This window comes from Lysinibacillus sp. 2017 (genome assembly GCF_003073375.1).
GTDB lineage: Bacteria > Bacillota > Bacilli > Bacillales_A > Planococcaceae > Solibacillus.
The window spans coordinates 1,460,384-1,482,761 of the sequence record NZ_CP029002.1 but is presented as its reverse complement, the minus strand read 5'-3'; the positions used below and the strand labels follow the sequence as shown (position 1 = coordinate 1,482,761).

At 35.2% G+C, this 22,378-nt stretch carries 21 protein-coding genes; 3 read left to right on the top strand and 18 right to left on the bottom strand.

The features are described from left to right. Positions 1 to 83: 83 nt before the first annotated feature. The 3 genes from DCE79_RS06835 to DCE79_RS06825 form a co-directional block, all read right to left on the bottom strand. Positions 84 to 779 (bottom strand): AIM24 family protein, encoded by a 696-nt coding sequence (locus DCE79_RS06835; RefSeq protein WP_108712361.1) that lies wholly within the window; start codon positions 777 to 779, stop codon positions 84 to 86. Between the two features lie 232 nt (positions 780 to 1,011). Beyond that, the gene (locus DCE79_RS06830; protein ID WP_234417353.1) at positions 1,012 to 1,611 is read right to left on the bottom strand and encodes a hypothetical protein; all 600 of its coding nucleotides are present in this window, start codon (positions 1,609 to 1,611) and stop codon (positions 1,012 to 1,014) included. Between the two features lie 14 nt (positions 1,612 to 1,625). Further along, a complete protein-coding gene (locus DCE79_RS06825) occupies positions 1,626 to 2,369 on the bottom strand; it encodes an FxLYD domain-containing protein (protein ID WP_108712360.1) in 744 nt (247 codons plus the stop codon). Between the two features lie 119 nt (positions 2,370 to 2,488). On the opposite strand from DCE79_RS06825, the gene DCE79_RS06820 reads away from it, so the two are divergent. Continuing rightward, complete coding sequence (locus DCE79_RS06820; RefSeq protein WP_234417352.1) at positions 2,489 to 2,782, top strand: AMP-binding enzyme; 294 nt, start codon at positions 2,489 to 2,491, stop codon at positions 2,780 to 2,782. A 403-nt stretch (positions 2,783 to 3,185) separates the two neighbouring features. On the opposite strand, the gene ptsP is transcribed toward DCE79_RS06820, so the two are convergent. From ptsP to DCE79_RS06790, 6 genes are all read right to left on the bottom strand, one after another. Next, a complete protein-coding gene (gene ptsP / locus DCE79_RS06815; protein ID WP_108712358.1) occupies positions 3,186 to 4,892 on the bottom strand; it encodes a phosphoenolpyruvate--protein phosphotransferase in 1,707 nt (568 codons plus the stop codon). Next, on the bottom strand, positions 4,889 to 5,158 hold the full coding sequence (locus DCE79_RS06810; protein ID WP_108712357.1) for an HPr family phosphocarrier protein: 270 nt from the start codon (positions 5,156 to 5,158) through the stop codon (positions 4,889 to 4,891). The genes ptsP and DCE79_RS06810 overlap by 4 nt, the downstream gene beginning before the upstream one ends. Beyond that, positions 5,127 to 6,332, bottom strand: coding sequence for a mannitol-1-phosphate 5-dehydrogenase (locus DCE79_RS06805; protein WP_108712356.1), 1,206 nt, complete (start codon positions 6,330 to 6,332; stop codon positions 5,127 to 5,129). The genes DCE79_RS06810 and DCE79_RS06805 overlap by 32 nt, the downstream gene beginning before the upstream one ends. Then, on the bottom strand, positions 6,333 to 6,764 hold the full coding sequence (locus DCE79_RS06800) for a PTS mannitol transporter subunit IIA (RefSeq protein WP_168214678.1): 432 nt from the start codon (positions 6,762 to 6,764) through the stop codon (positions 6,333 to 6,335). A 98-nt stretch (positions 6,765 to 6,862) separates the two neighbouring features. Next, positions 6,863 to 8,275 carry a PTS mannitol transporter subunit IIBC gene (locus DCE79_RS06795; protein ID WP_108712354.1) on the bottom strand — a complete coding sequence of 471 codons (1,413 nt, stop codon included), beginning with the start codon at positions 8,273 to 8,275 and terminating at the stop codon, positions 6,863 to 6,865. A gap of 342 nt (positions 8,276 to 8,617) precedes the next feature. Further along, a complete protein-coding gene (locus DCE79_RS06790; RefSeq protein ID WP_234417351.1) occupies positions 8,618 to 9,766 on the bottom strand; it encodes an amidohydrolase family protein in 1,149 nt (382 codons plus the stop codon). Positions 9,767 to 10,037: 271 nt separating this feature from the next. Between DCE79_RS06790 and DCE79_RS06785 the strand changes: the two genes are divergently transcribed. After that, positions 10,038 to 11,273: a helix-turn-helix domain-containing protein gene (locus DCE79_RS06785; protein WP_108712353.1), complete on the top strand. Its 1,236-nt coding sequence runs from the start codon at positions 10,038 to 10,040 to the stop codon at positions 11,271 to 11,273. Positions 11,274 to 11,493: 220 nt separating this feature from the next. On the opposite strand, the gene DCE79_RS06780 is transcribed toward DCE79_RS06785, so the two are convergent. From DCE79_RS06780 to DCE79_RS06750, 8 genes are all read right to left on the bottom strand, one after another. Next, complete coding sequence (locus DCE79_RS06780) at positions 11,494 to 11,811, bottom strand: hypothetical protein (protein ID WP_108712352.1); 318 nt, start codon at positions 11,809 to 11,811, stop codon at positions 11,494 to 11,496. Between the two features lie 441 nt (positions 11,812 to 12,252). Further along, a complete protein-coding gene (locus DCE79_RS06775; RefSeq protein ID WP_108712351.1) occupies positions 12,253 to 12,846 on the bottom strand; it encodes a Type 1 glutamine amidotransferase-like domain-containing protein in 594 nt (197 codons plus the stop codon). Positions 12,847 to 12,869: 23 nt separating this feature from the next. Continuing rightward, positions 12,870 to 13,121, bottom strand: a complete 252-nt coding sequence (locus tag DCE79_RS18460; protein WP_135841888.1) for a hypothetical protein — start codon at positions 13,119 to 13,121, stop codon at positions 12,870 to 12,872. 85 nt (positions 13,122 to 13,206) lie between these two features. After that, positions 13,207 to 16,287, bottom strand: a complete 3,081-nt coding sequence (locus DCE79_RS06770; RefSeq protein ID WP_108712350.1) for an MMPL family transporter — start codon at positions 16,285 to 16,287, stop codon at positions 13,207 to 13,209. 340 nt (positions 16,288 to 16,627) lie between these two features. Beyond that, positions 16,628 to 17,851 (bottom strand): MDR family MFS transporter, encoded by a 1,224-nt coding sequence (locus DCE79_RS06765; RefSeq protein ID WP_108712349.1) that lies wholly within the window; start codon positions 17,849 to 17,851, stop codon positions 16,628 to 16,630. A 292-nt stretch (positions 17,852 to 18,143) separates the two neighbouring features. Beyond that, entirely contained in the window at positions 18,144 to 19,328 is a 1,185-nt protein-coding gene (locus DCE79_RS06760; RefSeq protein WP_108712348.1) for a DUF2812 domain-containing protein, read from the bottom strand. Then, positions 19,321 to 19,647 carry a PadR family transcriptional regulator gene (locus DCE79_RS06755; RefSeq protein ID WP_108712347.1) on the bottom strand — a complete coding sequence of 109 codons (327 nt, stop codon included), beginning with the start codon at positions 19,645 to 19,647 and terminating at the stop codon, positions 19,321 to 19,323. The genes DCE79_RS06760 and DCE79_RS06755 overlap by 8 nt, the downstream gene beginning before the upstream one ends. 540 nt (positions 19,648 to 20,187) lie before the next feature. Continuing rightward, positions 20,188 to 20,892 (bottom strand): CPBP family intramembrane glutamic endopeptidase, encoded by a 705-nt coding sequence (locus DCE79_RS06750; RefSeq protein WP_108712346.1) that lies wholly within the window; start codon positions 20,890 to 20,892, stop codon positions 20,188 to 20,190. An 84-nt stretch (positions 20,893 to 20,976) separates the two neighbouring features. On the opposite strand from DCE79_RS06750, the gene DCE79_RS06745 reads away from it, so the two are divergent. Beyond that, positions 20,977 to 21,711: a MerR family transcriptional regulator gene (locus DCE79_RS06745; RefSeq protein WP_108712345.1), complete on the top strand. Its 735-nt coding sequence runs from the start codon at positions 20,977 to 20,979 to the stop codon at positions 21,709 to 21,711. Between the two features lie 116 nt (positions 21,712 to 21,827). On the opposite strand, the gene DCE79_RS06740 is transcribed toward DCE79_RS06745, so the two are convergent. Continuing rightward, a complete protein-coding gene (locus tag DCE79_RS06740) occupies positions 21,828 to 22,337 on the bottom strand; it encodes a YfiT family bacillithiol transferase (RefSeq protein ID WP_108712344.1) in 510 nt (169 codons plus the stop codon). Positions 22,338 to 22,378 lie beyond the last annotated feature (41 nt).

Below are 22,378 nucleotides of genomic sequence, written 5' to 3'. Positions count from 1 at the left end.
ATCCGAACAGATAGCCCCATTGCCATTATACCAAATTTGGATATTACTGTATTTTCCTAAAGGCTATTATCCAGAATAATTAATTAACTTTGCGTCTGCTGCAAATATACTTCTTCAAACGGCTGGATGATGACAAAACCTTCTCCTTCAAATCGCATTTGAATGGATTCACCGCTTCCTCTACCAAAGAAAGTTTTCAGTGAAATATCCGTTTGAAATTCTGGTCGAAGGTTTCCTGACCATGCTACGGTTGCATTTGGATCTGTTATAACGGGATTTCCAGGGGTAACACGTAATGTTAGTGGTTCATAATGCGCCGTAATCGCAACTAATCCCGTTCCTTCACAGCGAACATTAAACAAACCACCTGCAAGCATCCCCGCTACTTTTCTCATTAACTTAATCTCGTGGTTAATAGACGGTTCAAATGCAAGCAAATCATTACCATTGACATAGATTGCTTCATTCTGTAAATGAAGGATAATAATTTTTTTACCGCTGTCTGCAAGATATAATTTTCCTTTCCCATTTGCTTTCATAAGGGAAGTTCCTTCACCGGTGAATGCTTTTTTAAACATCGTACCAATGCCATGTTCTAAAATGCCCTCTCGCTCAAACTTAATTTTGCCGTTGTATGCAACCATTGAACCTGCCTTCGCCCAAACGAGTCCGCCAAGATTCACCTCTAACATACGTGAGGTTTCCAATTCAAAAAAGCCTTCTCCCTTATCTACTTGCTCGGTATTTTTTATGAATTCTGTAATCGAGTATTTATTCATAACACACCACCTCCTTTTACTAACATATTACCAAGGATATGGATTTACAATTAAAAAATAAAAAAGGCTACCTAAACAATCATTAGTGATTATTTAGGTAGCCTCACATTTGGACATTCCTCTTAATTCTAGAAAACATCAAAAAACGGATTTGGAACCTGTTATCCAAATCCGTTTTTGTCAGGACTTATTAGAAGTCCTTGTACTCGGCAAGTATATTATTTGAAAAAAATTATTCTGTTACTGTATTTTCTTCATCTTCCAAATCATCTGGGAATATAAATGAGTCGTACTCTTCACCTGTCGCTTCATCAATCATGTTCATCGTTAACTTCAAATCGTCTGATTTTCCATCTAATCCGTTATAATACGTACTTGAAATCGCTAATGAAAATATGGCAAATCCGTCCATACTGTTATTGAATGCATTTTGATCTACCGTAATATCATATTCGGTAAAATCTTTATTATATGAAATTTCCTTAATAGAAGAATATTCATCTGAATTCACAATTTCAGCAATGCTATCTACAATGCTTTGTTTCGCATCTTTCATCATCTTTTTATGTTCAGATTTTGACATTTTGTAATAAACTGTGCCATCTTCATTCACTTTAACTTCTTTTACGCCTTTTTCTTTAGCATTTGCAATGATTTCATCTTCTGTTTGCCCTTCAAATAAATCTGCAGGCAATGTTAATTCGACATCAAGAAGCCCTTTATCTACAGCAATCTCTTGCTCAGAATCCCCTTTTTTTGTAGCTGCTTCATCATCGCCACATGCAGCTAACATCGCAACTGTAAGGCTTAATCCAATAAATAATTTTTTCACTTTTAATCCTCCGTTTACCAAGTAAATCCGTAACTTTTCACTTCAATATTTTTTACCTTTGTACCAATGTTTTCTGGCAAACTTGGATAACTTAAGTCAAAACCAGCATCCCCATTAGGTGCTAGCCCTACATCAACACTTCCTGTCAATGCCCCAATAACTTTGTCAGAAGCATCATATAAAATCGCCGCAATACGAACATCATCTTGTTTAATATTTGTAGGATTTTTTACCATGCCAGTTACACTATAATCGTATTCACCTTGAACACCTTTTACATTACTAACTTCCATTAAGTTAGAATCTGCATCAGTCGGTTCAAAATTAAAGTTATACGTCGTTTCTAAAAAATTGTCCGTTGTTGTTTCACCATCTAACACTGTACCCTCACCAACAATCGCTGTTTCACCTGGTTGCACAACTGTAGGAACAGCATAAATCATTGAAGATGTACCCATAATCGAATCATCTTTTGCTTTAAAGTTCATTTGTGTTTCGCCAATTTCAACTGCCACATCACCAGTATTTTTATAGATTGCTGCAGAATTCACCCAAACGCTATTAATGCTATCAACCCATACCGTAGATCCTGAATTTACAATTTCTAAAGAAGCATTTTGTTCTTTTTCTGTTTGTTGTTTGCTCTGTTCTTCGTCATTCGAAGTTGGAGTTGATTGTGAAATCGTTTGCTTCGAATCACACGCAGCTAACGATAATAAGAGCACCATAAATAGCATTGATGTAAATATTTTTTTCAAATAAATCTCCCTCTCTACCAATAATATTACTAAAAAGTATTTTAAACCTTTTTTATATAATAACATTCTATTAGCAGAAATACTTACAAATCACTAAATGCTTATATTTCCCATCATCGTTGTTCCCATTATCGTACCCGCATCTTCTACCTTGCCATTTCGATAAGTGGTTCTCCCTTTCTGCAATCACTATCCAAACTAGAATTATCTTAATCTTTTACGGCGAAGTCCTAAAAGCATTCGTTGTCTTTAAAGAATGCAAACAGTTAGACGTCGAAGGCATTTTCAATTATGTCATTAAAAATATCGCTAAATACAAATGCCCAGCAGAAATTGAAGTGCTCGATGCCTTACCGCACAACGACTCTGGTAAAGTGTTAAAGCATACGTTAAAGCCATTGAAAGTGCTATAGCATGACGAAAAAGAAATGATTGAAAAAGTAAAACCGACATCGTTGTTTCAATTGCAACGATGCCGGTTTATTTTATTAAAACATTTAGCTCCATACTCCAAATGTATAGTTATTGCTTTAATTTAAAATACCAAGTTAAATGGCGCTGGTAAAGCAAAAAGTGTTGCATATAAAACAACAAAAATTGCTCCTGTGTTCCCAGATTTGGGATTATAGTTTTCCTTGTATAGGACATTTTGTAGATATAGAGAGGAATACTGATGATGTTATAGGGAAAATAAAATATCCTTACAAAGATAGAATTGTTAAAAGTGAAACTCATTAAAAAAGAAAAAGTGCTAAAACCCTTGATTTGATAAGGATTTTGGCACTCAGTGAAAACTCTTTATAAGTAGTATTTTGCTTAGATTTCATTCAATACATAGTGCATCACTTGTTCACTACTCTCCATAGAAAGTGCAATTTTAGCCAGTTCTTTCATTTCACTTTGCTTAAGTTGATTAATTTGATCTCTTGCCTTTAACGTTGAAGACACACTCATTGAAAATTCATCTAATCCTAGACCAATCAATAGTGGAATTGCAATCGCATCTCCTGCCATTTCACCACACATACCAACCCATTTTCCTTGTACATGTGCAGCATCTATGACCATTTTTATAAGTCGTAAAATGGCAGGATTGTATGGCTGATAAAGGTATGATACATGTTCATTCATTCTGTCTGCAGCAAATGTATATTGAATAAGATCGTTTGTTCCAATACTAAAAAAGTCTACTTCTTTTGCAAACTGATTTGCCAGTATGGCAGTGGAAGGAATCTCAACCATGATTCCAATTTCAAATGTTCCTGCCACTGGAATCCCATGCTCTTGGAGTTTCTTCTTTTCCTCCAGTAATAATTGCTTTGCCTCTCTAAATTCCTCTATAGTAGCAATCATCGGAAACATGATCTTGAGGTTCCCAAAACAACTTGCTCTTAATAACGCTCTTAACTGCGTTCGAAATAAGTCTTGTTGTTGTAAACAGAGACGAATTGCACGTAAACCAAGGAAGGGATTTAATTCTTCAGGAAGATGTAAATAAGGAAGTTGCTTGTCTCCCCCAATATCAAGGGTGCGGATGACGACTGGTTTACCCTCCATTTTTTCAAGTACGGTTTTATATGCCTCAAATTGCTCTTCCTCCGTTGGTAGTGAATCTCTCTCCATATACAAAAATTCTGTACGATAAAGACCGATTCCCTCCGCGCCATTCTCAAGTACTTGCATTACTTCCTGAGGCGTCCCAATATTTGCAGCAATCTCAATTCGAATTCCGTCTACTGTTATTGTTGGTTTATTTTTTAATCGTTCCAATGCTTTCATCTGTACCTCAAATTTAGCCTTTTTTTCTTTGTAATGGTCAATCAACTCTTGAGTAGGATTAATAAATATTTCTCCACTATCCCCATTAAGTATTATGAAATCTCCATTTTGAACGATTTTCGTAGCAGTTGTTGTACCTACAATTGCTGGAATCCCCATGGAACGTGCCATGATTGCAGAATGTGAGGTACGACCACCTAAATCAGTTATAAAACCTTTCGCAAATACAGGATTCAATTGTACTGTTTCAGAAGGTGCTAAATCCTTTGTGATAATGATTACTTCTTCAGTAATTAAATTGATATTTGGTATTTCTACATGTAATAACTCTGCTAAAACTTGTTTTGTTACGTCCTTAATGTCTGCTACGCGTTCACGCAAATACTCGTCATCAAGTTGTTCAAATATTTCAATCAATGACAAGGAAGTTTCTTGCAATGCAAATTCAGCATTTACACCTGCATTCACTTGATTTTCAACTGTTTCGATTATTTCTGGGTCACTTAATACAAGTAAATGGGCATCAAAAATAGCAGCATTTACTTCGCCTAGCTCCGTCTCTGTTCGATCTCGAATGATTTGTAATTGTTGTTTGACTGTATTTACAGCAGCATGAAATCGAGCAATTTCATTATTAGGATTTAGAATGGACTTTTTTGTAACTGAGAGTTCCGGCTCCACCAATAGGAATGCTCTTCCCATTGCAATTCCCCCTGAAGCAGCAATTCCTCTGAGCAACGTCATATTTCAACTAAACCTTCAGATTTTAAAAATTGGTCTAGTTCTTGTAGTACTTCTTCCTCATCTTCTCCATCAATATAAATAGAAAAAGATTGTCCTTTTCCAAGTCCTAAAGACATCACTCCAAGGATGGATTTTAAGTTCGCTTTTCGCTCATTCTTTTCTATTTGGATAGTAGAAGAAAATTTTGATGCTACTTTCACTAATCCCGCTGCAGGTCTTGCATGAATGCCTGTTTCAGTAATAATCACGTACGATTTTTTTTTCAAAAAAGTCATCTCCCTTTATAGAATTGGAACTATACTCTTGATAATGATTGTAAATCGCATTAAATAGCTCTGTTCCCGGCTTTAACGTAGTAAATTTTTCAATTGCATAGTGTATTCCTTTTAGTTGAATCGTTTCTTGTAACTGCTTTGCCTCTAAATCTTCTAAGTAGTCATACTTTAAAGCAAATGCTATCCCCATAGCCAAATGGTTAGGAATCTCATCAAACAGCTCTACATATTTAGTAGCCGGACTTACGAGACGATCATTTGCCATCAGTTTACGTATGGGCGAACGGCCTACCCTTGTAGTGACGTCCGGTATATAGGGATTATGAAAACGATTTATGATTTTATCAACATATTCCTGATGTGCTAGTTCATTAAATCCATGTTTGGTTACGAGGTATTTACTTGTCTCTTGTAGCACATTCATCATTAATTTTTTAACGTTTTCGTTAGAGACTGCTTCATGTATTGGTAGAATCCCTTCTAAATAGCCTCCATAGGCAGCGATTGCATGTCCGGTATTCACTGTAAAGAGTTTTCTCTCAATATATGGTTCTAAGTTTTTCACATATGTAATTGCTTTTATAGGTGGAAGAGAACTATCCGTTTTTGTTTGTTCTACAATCCATTCATAAAATGGTTCAACGATAACTGCCAGTTGATCTTCATTTGATTGATTTGGGACGATACAATCTACCGCAGCATTTGGAAAGCTAAAATATTTATTAAATTGTGCTATTTCATCTGCAGTTAACTCTTTGTAGACACATTCCTTAAGATAGGAGCTTCCATCAATCATATTTTCACAAGCAATAATGGTCAATGAAGGTTGCGACTGTTTGAGGCGTTTTTTTAACCCTTGCACTAATAATTTTGCAACATGCGGAAGAATATTGGGTCCAACAGCCGTACTGACAATTTCTGCTTTAGCAATTGCCTCTATGACTAAATCTGGATGTGTTGAACTATTAATGGCATGGACATCCTTAACTAAAAATTGTTCATGCAGATCATTAGCATACTCAACAATGTATTGCTTTTTATCATTTAACAAATGAACCAATTTATCATTAACATCTATAAAACAAGTTTTAAAACCCGACTGGTACAATAAATACCCTATAAATCCTCGGCCAATGTTTCCAGCACCAAAATGGACCGCATCCATTTAAACAACGTCCTTAAAATATGCGAACACATCCATTGCTGAAGTTGTATTGACAATTTTATGGACATTCTCAATATCTGATACAACAATTGCAATATTAGATAAGATATCTATATGCTCATCACCTTTACCTGCAATGCCAAAAATCAACTTCACTATACTTCCATCCCCAAAATCTACGCCATTGGGTATTTGAATGATGACAATTCCAGATTCTAAAATCTCCCTTTTTCCTTCATCTGTCCCATGAGGAATAGCAACAAGATTCCCCATATAGGTTGAGGTCAACTCTTCACGCTCTAACATTTTTTCTATATAGGTTTGTTGAACATAGCCACGGTCCACAAGTAATTTTCCTGTTAAACGGATTGCCTCTTCTTTTGTTTTCATCACCTGGTTCAATAAAATATTTTCCAGCGATAAAATCGGCAGTGTCAATACAACGACTCCTTCATCCTTTTTTAAACAGCGCCTTATTGATCAAAACTCGGCCATATTTTGCCTAGGCCGAGTTTTAGTGTTTTAGTGTTTTAATTTTCCTTTAACTTTTCAATCAGTTCATCATATGCAGGACTATTTAAAAAATTATCCACAGAAATATGATGAGCATTTGGCAATTTTTCTTTTGCTCTTGGGGTTAAATCTTGGTGTGTAATCACAATTTCCGAATCTTCTGGCAAACTACTAATTGAAGTATTTATCACATTCACGTCAAGATTAGCTTTTTTTATTTTATTTCTTAAAATGGAAGCCCCCATTGCACTTGATCCCATCCCTGCATCACATGCAAAGGTAATATTTTTAATTCCAGTGAATTTCGTAGCTGATTGGTCAAGAAGCTCAGCTGCTCTGCTTTCTTTACCCTTTAGGGAAGAAGCTTTTTCTGTTGCGACTTCTAACGCATCTTCTTCCGTTTCTTTAGATGTTTTTAAGATAAGAGCAGCTATGAGGAAGGAGACAACCGCTGCAATTACTACACCTAAAATAATCCCGACATAACCGCCTTTTGGTGTTAACGCTAATACTGCAAAAATACTACCTGGAGACGGCGCTGCAACTAAACCTGCGTTAAATAATTGCAACGTAAATACCCCTGATGCTCCTCCAGCAATTGCAGCTATGATAAGCATGGGCTTCATTAGAATATACGGGAAATAGATTTCATGTATCCCACCAAAGAAATGGATAATCCCTGCACCTGAAGCCGTTTGTTTTGCTATTCCTTTTCCGAAAAACATAAATGCTAGTAAAATTCCGAGACCAGGTCCTGGATTGGCTTCGAGTAAAAATAGGACGGATTTTCCTGCATCGGCTGCTTGATCAATTGCGATAGGACCTAAAATTCCATGGTTAATGGCATTGTTTAAAAACAGAACTTTTGCTGGCTCTATGAATATGCTTGCGAATGGTAATAGATTTGCATCGACAATGATTTCCACACCCGCAGCAAGTAAGTCACTTAATGATTCTACTAAGGGGCCAATCACTTTGAATGCCACTAAAGTGAAAGCGCCACCAATTATTCCAGCAGAAAAGTTATTCACAAGCATTTCAAAGCCGGACTTAATTTTCCCTTCAATTGCATCATCAAACTTTTTAATAACCCATCCACCTAGTGGACCTACAATCATTGCTCCAAGGAACATCGGTATATCGGAACCAACGATCACACCCATTGTTATCGTTGCACCAACAACCCCTCCTCGAATACCATAAACAAGGCGCCCACCAGTAAACCCTATTAAAATAGGCAATAAATAATTGATCATTGGTCCAACTAATTCTGCTAAACTTTCATTTGGAATCCAACCAGTCGGAATAAATAATGCCGTTATAAGACCCCATGCTATGAAAGCACCAATATTCGGCATAATCATGCCACTTAAAAAACTTCCGAATTTCTGTATTTTGGTTTTATAATCCCTTTTTGCATTTCCTCCCATTTCCCAGAACCTCCTCCGTAATATTTGTAAAATTACTCACATTACTGACTCACGTCCATTCGAAATATGTATATGAACTAAAAATATAAAATATCTGCACTTTTTATAATTAATCGTTCAATTAAATAAATACGGAAAGTGTCCATCGTATTGAAGAACACCAGCTAAAAGTAGATAAAAACAAAGCCCCGAAAACGTTTTACTCATCGTAAAGTTTTCGGGGCTTCTTATTTTCGAGGTGGGTTTTGTTCCAGCCTCTTATTTTATAGTGATTGCATCATGATTAGCAATCACGATTTACAATTTATAGATGCAGCTTGCTGTCGTACCGTCTTAACGATTCTATACCAACTGTAGTTCCTTAAATTTAACTACTAATTCATTTGTATAAATCGTCATCTCTTCTTCTGTAGGAACAGCTTTTATTAATTGTTGCGGTGTATATACGGTTCCCCCCTTAATTATTTGATTAATATCCGTTGTGTGTTCTATATTTTCTACGGGATTGCGGTTTAAAATGAGGATATCTGCCAAATAGTTTTCTTTAAGCATTCCTAAATTATCGATATTCAATGCTTTCGCGGCACTCATCGTTGCTTGTTGAATTGCTTCAGTCTCTGTGAAACCTGCTTCGACAAATAATTGAAGTTCACGATGCAACGCCATACCTGGATAAGTGTAAATACCTGCGGGTGTGTCCGTTCCTGGTACAACTACCCCGCCCATTTTAAAATACGTATAGGCGATTTTTTGAATCGTTTTAACCTGTCTTCCAAAATACTTTTGCCCACTTTTTTGTTGTGCAGCTGGCTCCCAATGCTGAAATAAGTGTGTACTATTTTCAATATGTTGAATAATTGGGTGTTTAAATGTCCAATAATTTTCTGCTAATCGCATTTGATCATACAGTACAAGTGTTGGACATAGTTTTGTTCCCTTCTGCAATAACAGTTCACATAGCTCCTGAATTTTTTGCTCATTTGGATTGTCCCACGGAATTTGATTCCAAATATCCTCCGATGCATCCATTGTCCATTGTGGATACATCGCTTGAATCATTCCCGAGCAATGCTCTAGCCAATCAATCCCAAAGTTCGCCGCGTCTATTGCATTTACCTTTTTCGAATGTAGGATGTCACAGCTTACTTCTTTACCAAATTTTTTTGCCTCATCAACGACAACTTTCATAAACTCAGGTTCTAACCAACCATAAATTTTTATAAAATCCGTTCCAAGAGCGACTTGTCTTTGCACTTCTTTTCTTGCAGCATCTTCATCACTCACATTGAGATTGTACGGGCTATCTTCTCCCCAAAGTCCTGGAGGTCCGTCAATCATTCGATCGGCTGAAATGACACGAGGTTCACTCGAATTCGATGGTGCTATCATAAATGGTTGTAATTCAATCACACTTCCTGCAGTATTTCTTATAGTCGTTATACCAGCAGCAGTAAAATAATGAGCAAAGTGTTTTTTTATATGAACGTGCATGTCGATTAAACCTGGGATCAGCCATTTGTTCTCACAATTGATTATTGTAGATTCGTCTTCACATACATTTGTGGAAATTTATACAATACGATCATCTTTAATTAAAATATCTTTTTTCTCAAAAATACCTGCTTCTACATTTAACACAAAACCATTTTTCAACACCAACATAAAATCACCCCAAATAGTTTTAATATATTGAAAATTTTAATACAATTTAAATATTTTGTAAATTATAAAAATTTGATATACTAAAAATGAGGTGACACACATGAATTCATTAGGTGAAAAAATCAAAAAAAGAAGAAAAGATATGAAGCTAACATTAAAACAATTAGCTGGTACTGATTTTTCTTATAGCCTTTTAAGTCAAATTGAAAATGATAAAGCAAACCCTTCGATGGAAACATTACATAAACTTGCAAAAAAATTAGAAATACCAATTAGTGATTTACTCAATCCTGTAGTGACAATCGATTATAAAAGTTTACTAAGCACATGCGAAAAAAATTTATTTAGGTATTATGATCGTGACCCACAAATAGATCAAGAAATTATCAAAAGTATTGAAGAAGTACTAGATCATTTAACTTATTCACACTACGAAGAAGTACGGCTCATTGAAATATATTGCATGTGTAGCTATTACGTAACTGAAGAAATTCACATCGAGTTTTTCGAAAAAGTACTGCACTATTATCAACAAACTGGCGCATTAAATCAGTTTTTCAAAACAAAATTATTTATAATCAATGCCAATTTTTCGGTTAAAAATTATGACGAATGTTCGAACCAGATAGATTATTTACTTGGGCGTATTGAGAAAGAAGAATATTTAATCGAAAAACCGGTCATTTTGCGTTGTTATTATACGAAGAGTTTAATTGCTGGAGCTAAAGGTAACTATTTGGAGGCAATGGATTTTATCGAGCGTTGCTTTGATCTGGCTGAAAGTACATCACTCTATTCACAGCATAGTGCATATTTACAATATGCAGTCATGCTAACAATCCAGTTGGATGATAATTTAAAAGCAAGAAAATATATAGAAAAATTTCGAAACTATGTGCAATTTACTGAAAACATGTACGAAACGGCGCACTTTCAATATTCGTATTATCATGTTGAAAACCGATTCAATGCAGATGCACAATTAGCTGCTGAGATTAATGATTTTATAATAGAATTCCCAAAAACAACGGATTGTACATTATCACCAATTTATAATCATGAATTAGCATACGCACATTGGAAAAATAGGAACTATCAACTCGTGATTGATGCATTAAAGGATTACGAAGTCCCTTCCTATATTAATCATCCATTAGACCGCGCTGCTTGTATAGAAGCATTAGCTATTCGTGCATATTGCCTTGATAAATTAGGCAATCGAGAAAAAGGTGTCGAATTAATTGTTCAGCAATATCAGCTTTTAAACGATTATCCAGACTCAACCTATAAAAATTCAGTGACTAAGATTTACAGAGAACTATTAAATATAAAATAACAATAAAACACCCATTCAACGTGCGTAACCCGTTCAGTTCAGTGGTACAAACATTTGAAATAGCATTCGAAATAGCAAAGTTGACAAGGGAATTATCATTGCCATTGACATAATAATTAGCATGAATTATGACAAATAAAAGGACTTAGTTCATAACTAAGTCCTTTTATGATTACTATTCGGTATTCACTTTTAATAAAACTTCAAGTCTTGAACTCGGTTATTTACCCCAAGGCTGTTCACCATATCTTTTAAGCATCACTACTTCACCATCATTATTAATCAATTGATTATAAGCATACTTGATTTTGTATTCGTTATATTTTTCTAAGTCTATTTTTTCGTAAAAATCCTTCGATAAAGATAACTCACGTTCATCAATCAATAGATAGTGTTCACCATTTTTTTCCACAATATTTTGTTCATCAAGTTTATAGGTGCTTTCAATATGAACATTATTAACAGAATAAAAGCCTACTACGAACAACCCTACAAAAAGGAATAATAAAAGGGTTACAAATAACTTACTTTTACTCATATACTCCACCCATTTCTTTGTATTTTATACGAATTAATTAATACTAAAGTTTCAAAATTTACCCATTATATAAATAATCAAAATATAACATTTAATTTATATCATAAATATAACTTTTCCCATCTCCACGAGCCGTTACGAGCGGTCTTTCTAAAATGGATAATCTTCTACGCACCGTCTGAAAAAAAGCATTAATGGCATTATCATTAACTCTGATAAGTGCAGATGCAAGTTGGTATTTCGTTAAATCATTCAGGTCAGTTAATACATCCAGTTTTCGATACCCTCTGTCCTGTGATGGAATAGGATGGTCTATTCGATTTCTTAGGTGTTTAGTTTCGATTTAAAATTTCATTAATAAAAGTAGCATCATTAGTCGATTAAATTGATCAAGATCTTCGTTATTTAGATATGTAAGTACACCAAAATTAAACTATTTGCTCAAGTAGTAATCATCGCAATTCGCTGTTCATTTTTAAAATACAGACTTTCGTTATCTTTAAGTCGATAACTAGAAACTTCTATTAGTGTACTTATCCACTTATCGTAGGGCATTTTGTATGCTTGATGATTATAATGTGGGCAAAGACTTCCCTTTAGAATTCCAAGTCCTTCAAACTCTTCATTTTCACTAAAACAGCGTTCAAACCAACACATCGCACCCGCGCTAATTCCAGCTAGCACAACACCGTTCTCATATGCTTGTTTCAATACTTGGTCAAAGCCCGTTTCCCGCCATAGATTCAACATATATTTCGTATTACCCCCTCCAACATAAATGATATCTAGCTCATTTACGATGTTTTGGATATTTGGCAATTCAAAATCTTGGATTGTGATATGACTTGGTAGCTGGTGTTTAAACGCTTCATAAAATTTATCAATATAACCTTGTGCATCATTACTAGCCGTAGCAATAAAAGCAATTTTAACTGGTTTATCCCTTTTTACTAAATTTACGATATAGTCATCAATATAAGCATTTTTCTCTTCAGAAAATCCACCGCCTGATATAGTAACAATCTGTCTTTTCATGCAGTTCACCCTCTATTTGTTTTCTAAAAACTTAATCCATAACTAATTAAAAACAACGTCAATGCAATGATGCCGAATACATTGCCAATCTTAAAAAGATTTATTTGTTTTTCTGAATAGCTTGGTGGTTCCTTATATCGCCATCGATCAAATAGCAGCTGTGCTTCGACTGGCTCTTTAATAGACCAAATTAAAAATGCGTAAAATGGTAATGAGAAAAAATGGCTAATACTAAAAACATCGTGCTCCCTCCTGACATTGATCTTTTCATACATTTACGAAAGCAAGCGAGAAATAGTTTCAAATATTGTAAAACAAAAAACTTCTTTCACCTAAAAAGGATAAAAGAAGTTTTTGATGTTATTTTTCTTTTTTCACTATGTGCTGGAATTTTTGTAAAAGTCCGAAGCATGCTGGTAAAAGCATTGGCATGATAAAGATGCTGAGTAGAACAAGTCCAACCATTACGGTAATTGCTACTTGAATAAGCGTAATAATCCCAGAAGGAATTAATGCCGCAAACGTACCACCTAAAATAATGGCTGCCGATACAATGACTCCTCCCATTTCAGAAGCAGCAGGAATAATTTGATTGAGTCCGAGCTTTTTTGATTCGTTATAGCGCATCATGAAGAAAATACTATAATCGACTCCAAGTGTGATGAGCATAATCATCGAGAAGAACGGTACATTCCAGCTTAATGCTTCATGTCCTAAAAGATGTGTTGTAATTAGCTCTGTAATGCCAAGTGCGGCAAAATTCGTCAGCATTAACGCACCAATAATAACAAGCGTTTGGAAAGCTGAACGTGTAACCCATAATAATATAAGTGTAATACCGATCATCATCACAACAATACTACGAATAAAATCCGCTTGTGAAATCTGCTGCAAATCAACATTCGTCATCGTTTTACCCGATAAATACACTTCATCATCTGCAAGTGATGAGCTGGCCACGTAACCTTGTACTTTTTTATCGATGACTTTAACGATGTCCATCGCTTCTTCTGTATATGGATTGACGTCTAAAATAATCGTCATACTCGTCATATTATGTTCTTCATTCATATACGTAGCAAAACTTTCACTGAACTCTTCTCCTTCTAAAACTTCTTGTGGAATAAAGAATTCCGCTGATTCACTCGTATTTAAATCTTTTAAATAGCTATTCGCATCATCCAAGCCTGCATAAATCTCATCTAAGCCTTCAGTAGATTGTTTTAATCCTTTGCCTAGTTGGGCCATTTGATTTTGTAGCTCTTCTAAACTCGTTTTGAGCTGCTTCTGTCCGTCATTTACAGCCTGAAGTCCAGAAACGAAACTAGAAGATTCTTTTGCAATTTGTGTGGAACCGTTTTGTGCTTGTTGTAAGCCTTCAGTCAGTGTATTTGCACCATTCGTTAACTGACTCGCACCTTGCTCTATTTGTGTTACTGCATCATTCGCTTGTTGAAGTGCTGCATTTGCTTGCGTGAAGCCACTTGTTAACTGCGTGTATTGTGCTTTTGAAGAAGCAATTTGCTGTGACATATCTGTTAACTGTGTTTGTGCTTGAACAGCAATTTCTAGTGCTGTTTGAACTTCAGTTAAATCAGGATTTTCCGCTGCAGCTTTTTTCATCAGCTCTTCGATTTGTGCATAACCTTGTTTTGCAGAATTAATCGCAGTCTCAGTTCCATCAAACACAGAAGTAAACTGATTGAATCCATTTGAGAGTGTCGCATAATTGGTTGCTAATGTAGCAAGTCCATCTTTTAACGTACCTATTGAAGTCGTTAATTGTTGAAGGTTTTGCTGGATTTTCTTTGAACCATTTGTCCCATCTGCGATACCCGTAGATAACTTATTTAACGCATCTTGTAACTCCGTAGCACCATCTTGTAACGCATTGGTCCCACTAATTAACTGTGAAACACCTGATAAATCCTGTGGTTTTGTTACTTTTTCTTGAGCCTCTGATAAGCCGGAGTGAATTTGTTCAACACCGCCCTGTGCATCGCCAATGCCCTCTTTTAATTGACCTGATTGCTCACTAATATAAAGGTCTTCAATTCGTTTCCCCTCAGGACGTGTTACACTGTACACCTTTGATACACCATCAACTTGTTCAATGATACCAGCTAGTTTATCAATTTCAGCTAAACTTGCTTGCGTAGCTAGTGACTTGTCTGCCTTTATGGCTAATGATAAAGGTGAAGAAAAACCTGCATCATAGTGTTTTTCAATTAAGGATACTGCTTGCTTTGATTCATATTTGTCATCAATTTCAACTAAATCATTGTAATTTAGCTCGCTTGAATACAGCCAAATAAATGGTACTGTGACAAGTGCTACTACGATCAATGATAGCAATGGACGTAAAAATGAAAATTTACTAAAGGCTTTCCACATTTTATTGTCTTGGTGGCCTTTCACCTCTTTAATCGGCCAGAAAAGCTTGAAGCCGAACACCCCCATAAAAAATGGATTGAGTGTCATTAAAACAAGTAGTAATACAGCAACCCCAATTGAAACAGCCGCTGTTGCTTTATACATCGAGAACTCAGCTAAAAATAAAGCGATAAATCCTACTAAAACTGCAAGTCCACTAAAAATAACAGTTTTACCCGCAGTAGCATAGGTCGTTGAAATCGCCTTTATCACATGTCCCTGCTTCGCGAGTTCTTCTTTGAAACGTGTAAATAATAAAATATTGTAATCCGTTCCAATCCCAAATAACACAACGACTAAAAATACTTGTGTAAAATTCGAGAATGGCAAATCAGCATGTTCAACAAGTAATGCGACAATCGATAATGAAATGATATAGGCAATACCAACTGTAATTAGTGAAATTAACGGAACAATTGGTGAACGGAAAATAATGATTAAAATGACGATAATAAAGATGATTGCAATAATTTCCGTTTTCTTAACGCCTTCTTGTGTTGATTGTGAAAAATCAGACATAACTATATCACTACCAGTTAAATACGTATCCACCGTTAAATCCTCTATATACGGACGTAACTGCTCGGCCACTTCTTCTGCCGTATTCAACCCTTTTTGAATTGATACTTGTGCTAAAATTGTTGTACCGTCCTGAGAAACTAACTGCTCAGCAGCTTGCTCACTTTGCGTGTGAAACAACGAATAAAGTATGTGTAATTTTTCTTTGTCAGCTTCTATATTCGAAAGTGTTTGTTCGATTTGAGCAGTTTCATCCTTCGTTAAACCATCGTCACTATGAAAAACGAAGGCGAACTGGTAAATGCTCTCACCTTCTGTTTTTAATTCATTTAAAAGCTTAGCGCCTTTTTCACTTTGACTCGTTTCTGGAATCGAAATTTGTCCCTTTTCAATCACTAATTTATCAAGGTTTGGCATCACGACCACCATAACAATGACTAATACGACCCAAAAAACAAAACTCAGCGTGCGTTTATTTTTCCATCCCATAAGTGCTCTCCTTTCTTATAAAGTGAAAATTCTCCCTATGAGTTTTACTGCCCGTTAAAGCGGGATAAAGTTCTATTTCTAATTTTACATAATATTCTTTACCCTTAAGATTAGATAATTGCCATAAATCCCTTAAAAATATTTTAAAACAATTATTAGTAAAGTAATACAGTCGTTGCAATAAGAAGCAGTGCAGCTTTTGCTAGATGAGGAAGCTGATCTTTTGAGGAATGCCTGGTATTTTACACCGTTCTATTATTTAAAGGATAACCGTGCTTTTGCTCTTTCAGCCATGAAATCTTTACGTATCCGATCAATTTAAATATTTTTTTTACGGCGTTCAAGGATTTGCATGCTGATGCAATTTGACATACATACCTAAACTAAATAATGCACAAATTAAGATTGCACTGAAAACAACCATTGAACTAAAATAACCTGATAAGATAACAGTCATTGGAGCCAAGAATCGACCAATGGTAAACTGCATATTCGATGCTGCCATATATTGTGCACGAGCATGTTGTGGTGCGTAGTTACTGACAAAGTTATAAAGAACTGGCGAACGAACCAGCTCGCCAAATGTGAAAATAATTGTAAACATGAATAGAAACCAAATATTGGACGTTAATCCCACCGCAAACATCCCAAAACCCGCAAGTAAACAACTTAGTACAAACACTTGTAAATCGCTCCATCGCTTTAGCCATTTCGTTACTGGTATGATAAACAGTACAAAAATGACACCATTTATCCCTAATATCCATCCTAAAATTTCTTTACTTGATAGGATAAAACCACTACCTGCAAATAATACTTGGCTCGGTACCTCATCATAAATGTAAATTGCCAAATACAAATCGAGCTGCATTATAGCAATGACTGAAAATACCCCCGCAGCAATATAGAGCGCAAACGCCTTATCTTTCATTATTTGTAGATAACTACGTAATTCACCGCTTATTGAAAATACTTTTTTATGCTGATTTACTTCATCTGTCACAGGCATTGTTTCCGTCGACTTTGTATAAATAACAACAAAATAAACCATTAAAAAGCACGCACAACTCCATAGTAGTAACGAACGATGATCGAAAAACACCCAAGCACCAATAATCGGACCGAGTACTGCGCCAAGATTGCTACCTGTGATAAATTTAGCAAATACCTCTTTTCTTTCCTCAGCTGGTACTGTATCTGCCACCATTGCATCACTTGCAGGTTTATAAATACCCTTCCCAATTGTAATTCCTAAAAAGGCAAAATAGTTTAACCAAACAAAGTCCGAACTAGCAAACAGTATGAACATAAGAAGTTGAATCCCTGTCCCCCACAACATTAAGCGCTTTCGCCCATATCGATCTGCATATGAGCCCCCTACTAATCCCGCTATCAAACTGACAATTGGCGGTATCGTCATTAATAGACCAGTCCACCCTATCCCCATTGACTGACTAAAGTAAATCGCCATAAACGGAAAGTACATCCAGTAAAAGATATTGAATACCGTTTCCCCTAATAGTCGTACTTTTAAATTCGTATCCCATACAAATCTCTCTTCCATTTCATCCACTCCTAACACCTGATTTTGCTGATGAAATGAGTTTAACGGGAAATTTAGCCAATAAATAGACTTATAAAAAAATTTATAATATACTAATAATATGAAGAACAAATAATAAGAACCTCTATTCGACGAGCACCATAAAACGAACATACATTCTTACATTTTCAAGCAAATTCTTACAGAGGATTTGCTTTTTTATTTTCTAATTAATTTGGCATGAACAGGGTATAAGAAACACATATAATGTCTGATTTTTCAGTCATCTAAAATAATAGACATAACTTTAAATTTAGTTCATTTTCATCGCGACTTGCTCAATGACAGTTTCCAAATCTGCATAGCCATAATAACGAACAAGCATGACAAGATTGTCCTTTGATGCAAAAATATATTTTGACGCTTCCGATGATTCAAGAGTAATTATTCGATCTAATCCTGGATGCTCCAATTCAACTTTTTTTGATTGTTCGTCAAAATACAATTCCCTTTCAACTAAATCATCAATCAATGGAGATGCCAAAAAGGAAAAACGTAATTCATAAATATCAGAATTTAGTGCTGGTGAATACTCCCCATCTTGATCATTCCACATTTCCCCAGGGACAATTCCACTTTCATTTATTTCGTACTTAGCGGGTGCTAATAGACTCCAGCTAAAAACGATGCGATTGTCAAAGTCCACACCGTCAACAAAATGTTCTTCACGTTGCAATACTGTATTTTGCTCAATCGCAGCTAATCGCGCAACTGGAACATCAATCTCTTCCACTGGCAATGTTTTCTTATCATAAGCAATGATTTCATAAATCGGAATAATGATTGTTACAATTGCCAGAAGTATTGGAAGGAGTGAAACGATATAATGGATTTTACTAGACTGTCTCCAGGATGCATGATGATTGATAGATTTCCCCTCTAGTAAATCGTTTCTTAAATTATTTATTGATTTCACACTTTTCAAAAACATAACTACAGCATAAATGTAGATAATTAGGATTAAAAGTGTTTGAGATGTATTGGTTGTCACTACATTATAGGTGGGAGTACCATCGAAAAATACCATAAAGAGCATGTAGCCCAACATTACAATGGTGCCTATAATTAAACTAATAACCCCTTTTATAAATTGTTTATTTAAAGATTTTAATGTTAATGATTGTTCGGCTGAATCCGTATGAATTTCAGGTACATTGCGCTCAACTGGTGATGAAAACACATGATAATTATAAAAGCTGGATACATATTCCCAACCGTGTTCCTCATACATGTTAATTTGTTCATATGCAATTTCATTTTTAGGTGTAACTTCAATTCGATATTTCATTTTTTGGGGCTCATCTTTTACGAACTTCGCAAATAACGAGCCCATCTTTGTAAAATGATAGCCATTTTCAGCCATATCTGAAAGCCAGCTTTCATTTTCCCCAATTTGCCAATTATCTGCAGGTCTTAATTTCCAAACGGTTTTAATCATGCGCCTCTCCCTCTCCCTCTTCCAATATATAACTATCTACAATTAATGCTTTTAAGCGGTTATATTCTATTCTTAAAGCTTGTTCACCGAGTTCAGTTATTTCGTATGTTTTTCGTCGCCCGTCATCATTTGTCAATAAAATAAGTCCGTCTTTTTGCATGCGAGACAGTACCCCATAAAGTGTTCCTGGTCCCATTTTTAACCGACCATTGGATACTTGCGTAACTGCTTGCATCAGTTGATAACCATGATTGGGACGCATTAATGCAAGTAGTACGTAATACATTGCTTCCGTCATCGGTCCACCGTTATATGACATAACATCAACACCTTCCTCACTATTATGTGACGCGATATATCGTATAACATAACAATACATTAAAGGTAGTGTTTTGTAAATATTATGAAATTTATAAATAAATTAACTAATTCTATATTTACAAGAATTTTCCCACTATATTTCTTCCATAACTTTTACTTTTGATTACACCATTAATAGCTAGATAAATTGTTAATCCTCTCTAAATGTGTTAATTCATACACAGCAGTAATGCAACACTCCCTGCATCAAACTATGCATTCTATAAAAATCCAGAATTTGATGCGCTACTTGAACAAGCACGCCAAGAATACGATCAAGAAAAACGTGCTGCTCTTTATGAACAAGCACAAGAAATCTTCCATGATGATATTCCTTGGTACATGATTGCGCATACAACACCACCTGTTGCTGCGGCGGATTATGTAAAAGGGTTAAATCTACACCCTATGGAAATTGATGATTACGCGAAAGTTTCTATTGTGAAATAATTTTAAAAAGACAAGTACAGATGGCATTCTGTACTTGTCTTTTTTATCTTTATCCTAAACTTGTTAACAAAACCATAAGTCCATTGGTAATACCATGGATCAGCACTGATGGCCATATCGAATTCGTTCGCTCATAGGCTAAAGCGAAAATGATACCACTAAAAAAATTTACTGGCATTACATTATATGTCGGTATATGTACAATTGTAAAAATCATTGAGCTAAGTAGAATCGCTCCGATAAGTCCCATACGAGTACGCAACCAACGATATAAAAATCCACGGTAAAATATTTCCTCATAAATTGGAGAGATTATTGCTGCAGAAACAAAGGCTATGAAAACTGTAAAGAATGATACGTTTCGCTGCAAAGACTCTGTTTTGCTGTTCTCCCACGTATTCCCTATAAAGCTTGTAAGTACAACAATGATTACCGCGCCAATGAGTAAAATAACTGAATAAATAATAATAGTCTTCCAGTCTCTCCACATGAACCTCTTTATCCCTACCTCCCCCCAAGAAAGTGCCTTTGGACGGAGCGCAATAAAATAAACGCCCAAAAGTAAAATCATTGCGATTGTTAGTCCTATTAAGGTACCTGCGTAAAGGTCATTGTTCAGCCAGGAGAAATAAATAGGCTTAACAATAAATTTAATACAGCCAATTACAAAGACGAACTCCAGTAACATTAATAATATAAATTCTTTACTCCCCCAATGATCTTGCTTTTTCCAATTATTTCGATTCAGTTCCATCTTTACATCTCCCTACATATGGTATAATTAGAATATAATTGATTACGTAACGTAACCTGCAAGCTTTTTTTAGGAGGAAATGCAATGAAACGATGGACTACTGGAGAAGTCAGTAAACTGCGAAATCTATCTATTCGAACACTTCGCTATTACGATCAAATCAATCTCCTTACCCCTAGTTTTAAAGATGAGCATGGAAAACGATTCTATTCTGAAGAAGACTTATTTAAATTAGAGAAGATTATTATTCTAAAAAATCTTTCTCTACCATTAGAGGATATCCCCCAACTATTAGACAAACTGTCTTATAAACAAATTTTGACTTCACACTACAATTACTTACAAGAGCAGCTCTCAAAACTTCAAACAAGCATCGCTAACACCACTTCACTAATCAACATGATTGATTTAGAACCATCTTTAGCTTGGGAACATGTAACAGAACTTGTTCAACTTTCACATACTACATCAAAAAAATGGATCGACTATTTTCAAGATGATGAGAAAATTATCTTACAAAACTTTATTCCTAGCCTTAGTAGCAATGATGAGATAACCCATCAATATATATTATTAATAAAACAAATAGAATCTTGTCTAATACAAAATATTAGGCCAGAATCATCAGAAGGCTTACAAATTGCTACTAAATTAACAGAACTATCAAACGAAACTTTTCAAGGTGATAGTAATTTGATGGATAAGTTTTGGGAAGTAAGAAAACTACCTGCAGAAGAAACGGGACTATACCCGATTTCTGAAGATGTACTGGAGTTTGTGGAACGTTGTATTGATTATGCTACGTTTAAAAGTAGGTAACGGATAAATAAGAAGTAAAAAATACTTAAATTGTTCGTTAAAGAATTTCAATACAGCTTTAAATTAAAATAAAGAACGAATTCACATTAATATGAATTCGTTCTTTTTCACTTTTCTTATTTCGATAATGCGATTTTAATATGTGCTAAGTGATGTTCTTCATGCCAAGCTAACTTTGCAATTTTTGTTGCCACTGTGATTTTTCCATTTGTTTGATGCGTAAATGCTCTGTCTAATTGTGATTCAGTTAAACTATGTCCCAATGCAACGATACGCGCATTTAATCCTTCTAACATTTTAATCGAACTTTCTACAGGAAGCTTTGTATCCGGTTGAATCGCCCACTTATTTTCATCAAATGGTGGTACCGTAGGATTGTCATCTGTTAAAGCAAGCTTTAATCGTTGGTACATGTTCAACTGAGAGTCTGCAATATGATGAACAAGTTGTCGAACTGTCCAAGCACCTTCACGATACGTTTTGTTTAATTCTTCATCACTTAATGTGTCAACAGTTTCTCTTAAACGAATTGTATACGTTACGATTTGCTTTAACCATTCTTGAACATTTTCTAGTGTCACATTTTCAGGCACTTGTAATGGCCCTATTGGTTGTCTTACATCCATTTTTAAAACCCCTATTCTATTTATTATTAATCGTTATTAAC

Coding starts and splice junctions, on each gene's coding strand:
- DCE79_RS06835 (WP_108712361.1), bottom strand. CDS start 779: ATGAATAAATACTCGATTACAGAATTCATAAAAAATACCGAGCAAGTA.
- ptsP (WP_108712358.1), bottom strand. CDS start 4,892: ATGACGTTGCTCAGAGGAATTGCTGCTTCAGGGGGAATTGCAATGGGA.
- DCE79_RS06805 (WP_108712356.1), bottom strand. CDS start 6,332: ATGGATGCGGTCCATTTTGGTGCTGGAAACATTGGCCGAGGATTTATA.
- DCE79_RS06795 (WP_108712354.1), bottom strand. CDS start 8,275: ATGGGAGGAAATGCAAAAAGGGATTATAAAACCAAAATACAGAAATTC.
- DCE79_RS06790 (WP_234417351.1), bottom strand. CDS start 9,766: ATGCACGTTCATATAAAAAAACACTTTGCTCATTATTTTACTGCTGCT.
- DCE79_RS06785 (WP_108712353.1), top strand. CDS start 10,038: ATGAATTCATTAGGTGAAAAAATCAAAAAAAGAAGAAAAGATATGAAG.
- DCE79_RS06780 (WP_108712352.1), bottom strand. CDS start 11,811: ATGAGTAAAAGTAAGTTATTTGTAACCCTTTTATTATTCCTTTTTGTA.
- DCE79_RS06775 (WP_108712351.1), bottom strand. CDS start 12,846: ATGAAAAGACAGATTGTTACTATATCAGGCGGTGGATTTTCTGAAGAG.
- DCE79_RS18460 (WP_135841888.1), bottom strand. CDS start 13,121: ATGTATGAAAAGATCAATGTCAGGAGGGAGCACGATGTTTTTAGTATT.
- DCE79_RS06770 (WP_108712350.1), bottom strand. CDS start 16,287: ATGGGATGGAAAAATAAACGCACGCTGAGTTTTGTTTTTTGGGTCGTA.
- DCE79_RS06765 (WP_108712349.1), bottom strand. CDS start 17,851: ATGGAAGAGAGATTTGTATGGGATACGAATTTAAAAGTACGACTATTA.
- DCE79_RS06760 (WP_108712348.1), bottom strand. CDS start 19,328: ATGATTAAAACCGTTTGGAAATTAAGACCTGCAGATAATTGGCAAATT.
- DCE79_RS06755 (WP_108712347.1), bottom strand. CDS start 19,647: ATGTCATATAACGGTGGACCGATGACGGAAGCAATGTATTACGTACTA.
- DCE79_RS06750 (WP_108712346.1), bottom strand. CDS start 20,892: ATGGAACTGAATCGAAATAATTGGAAAAAGCAAGATCATTGGGGGAGT.
- DCE79_RS06745 (WP_108712345.1), top strand. CDS start 20,977: ATGAAACGATGGACTACTGGAGAAGTCAGTAAACTGCGAAATCTATCT.
- DCE79_RS06740 (WP_108712344.1), bottom strand. CDS start 22,337: ATGGATGTAAGACAACCAATAGGGCCATTACAAGTGCCTGAAAATGTG.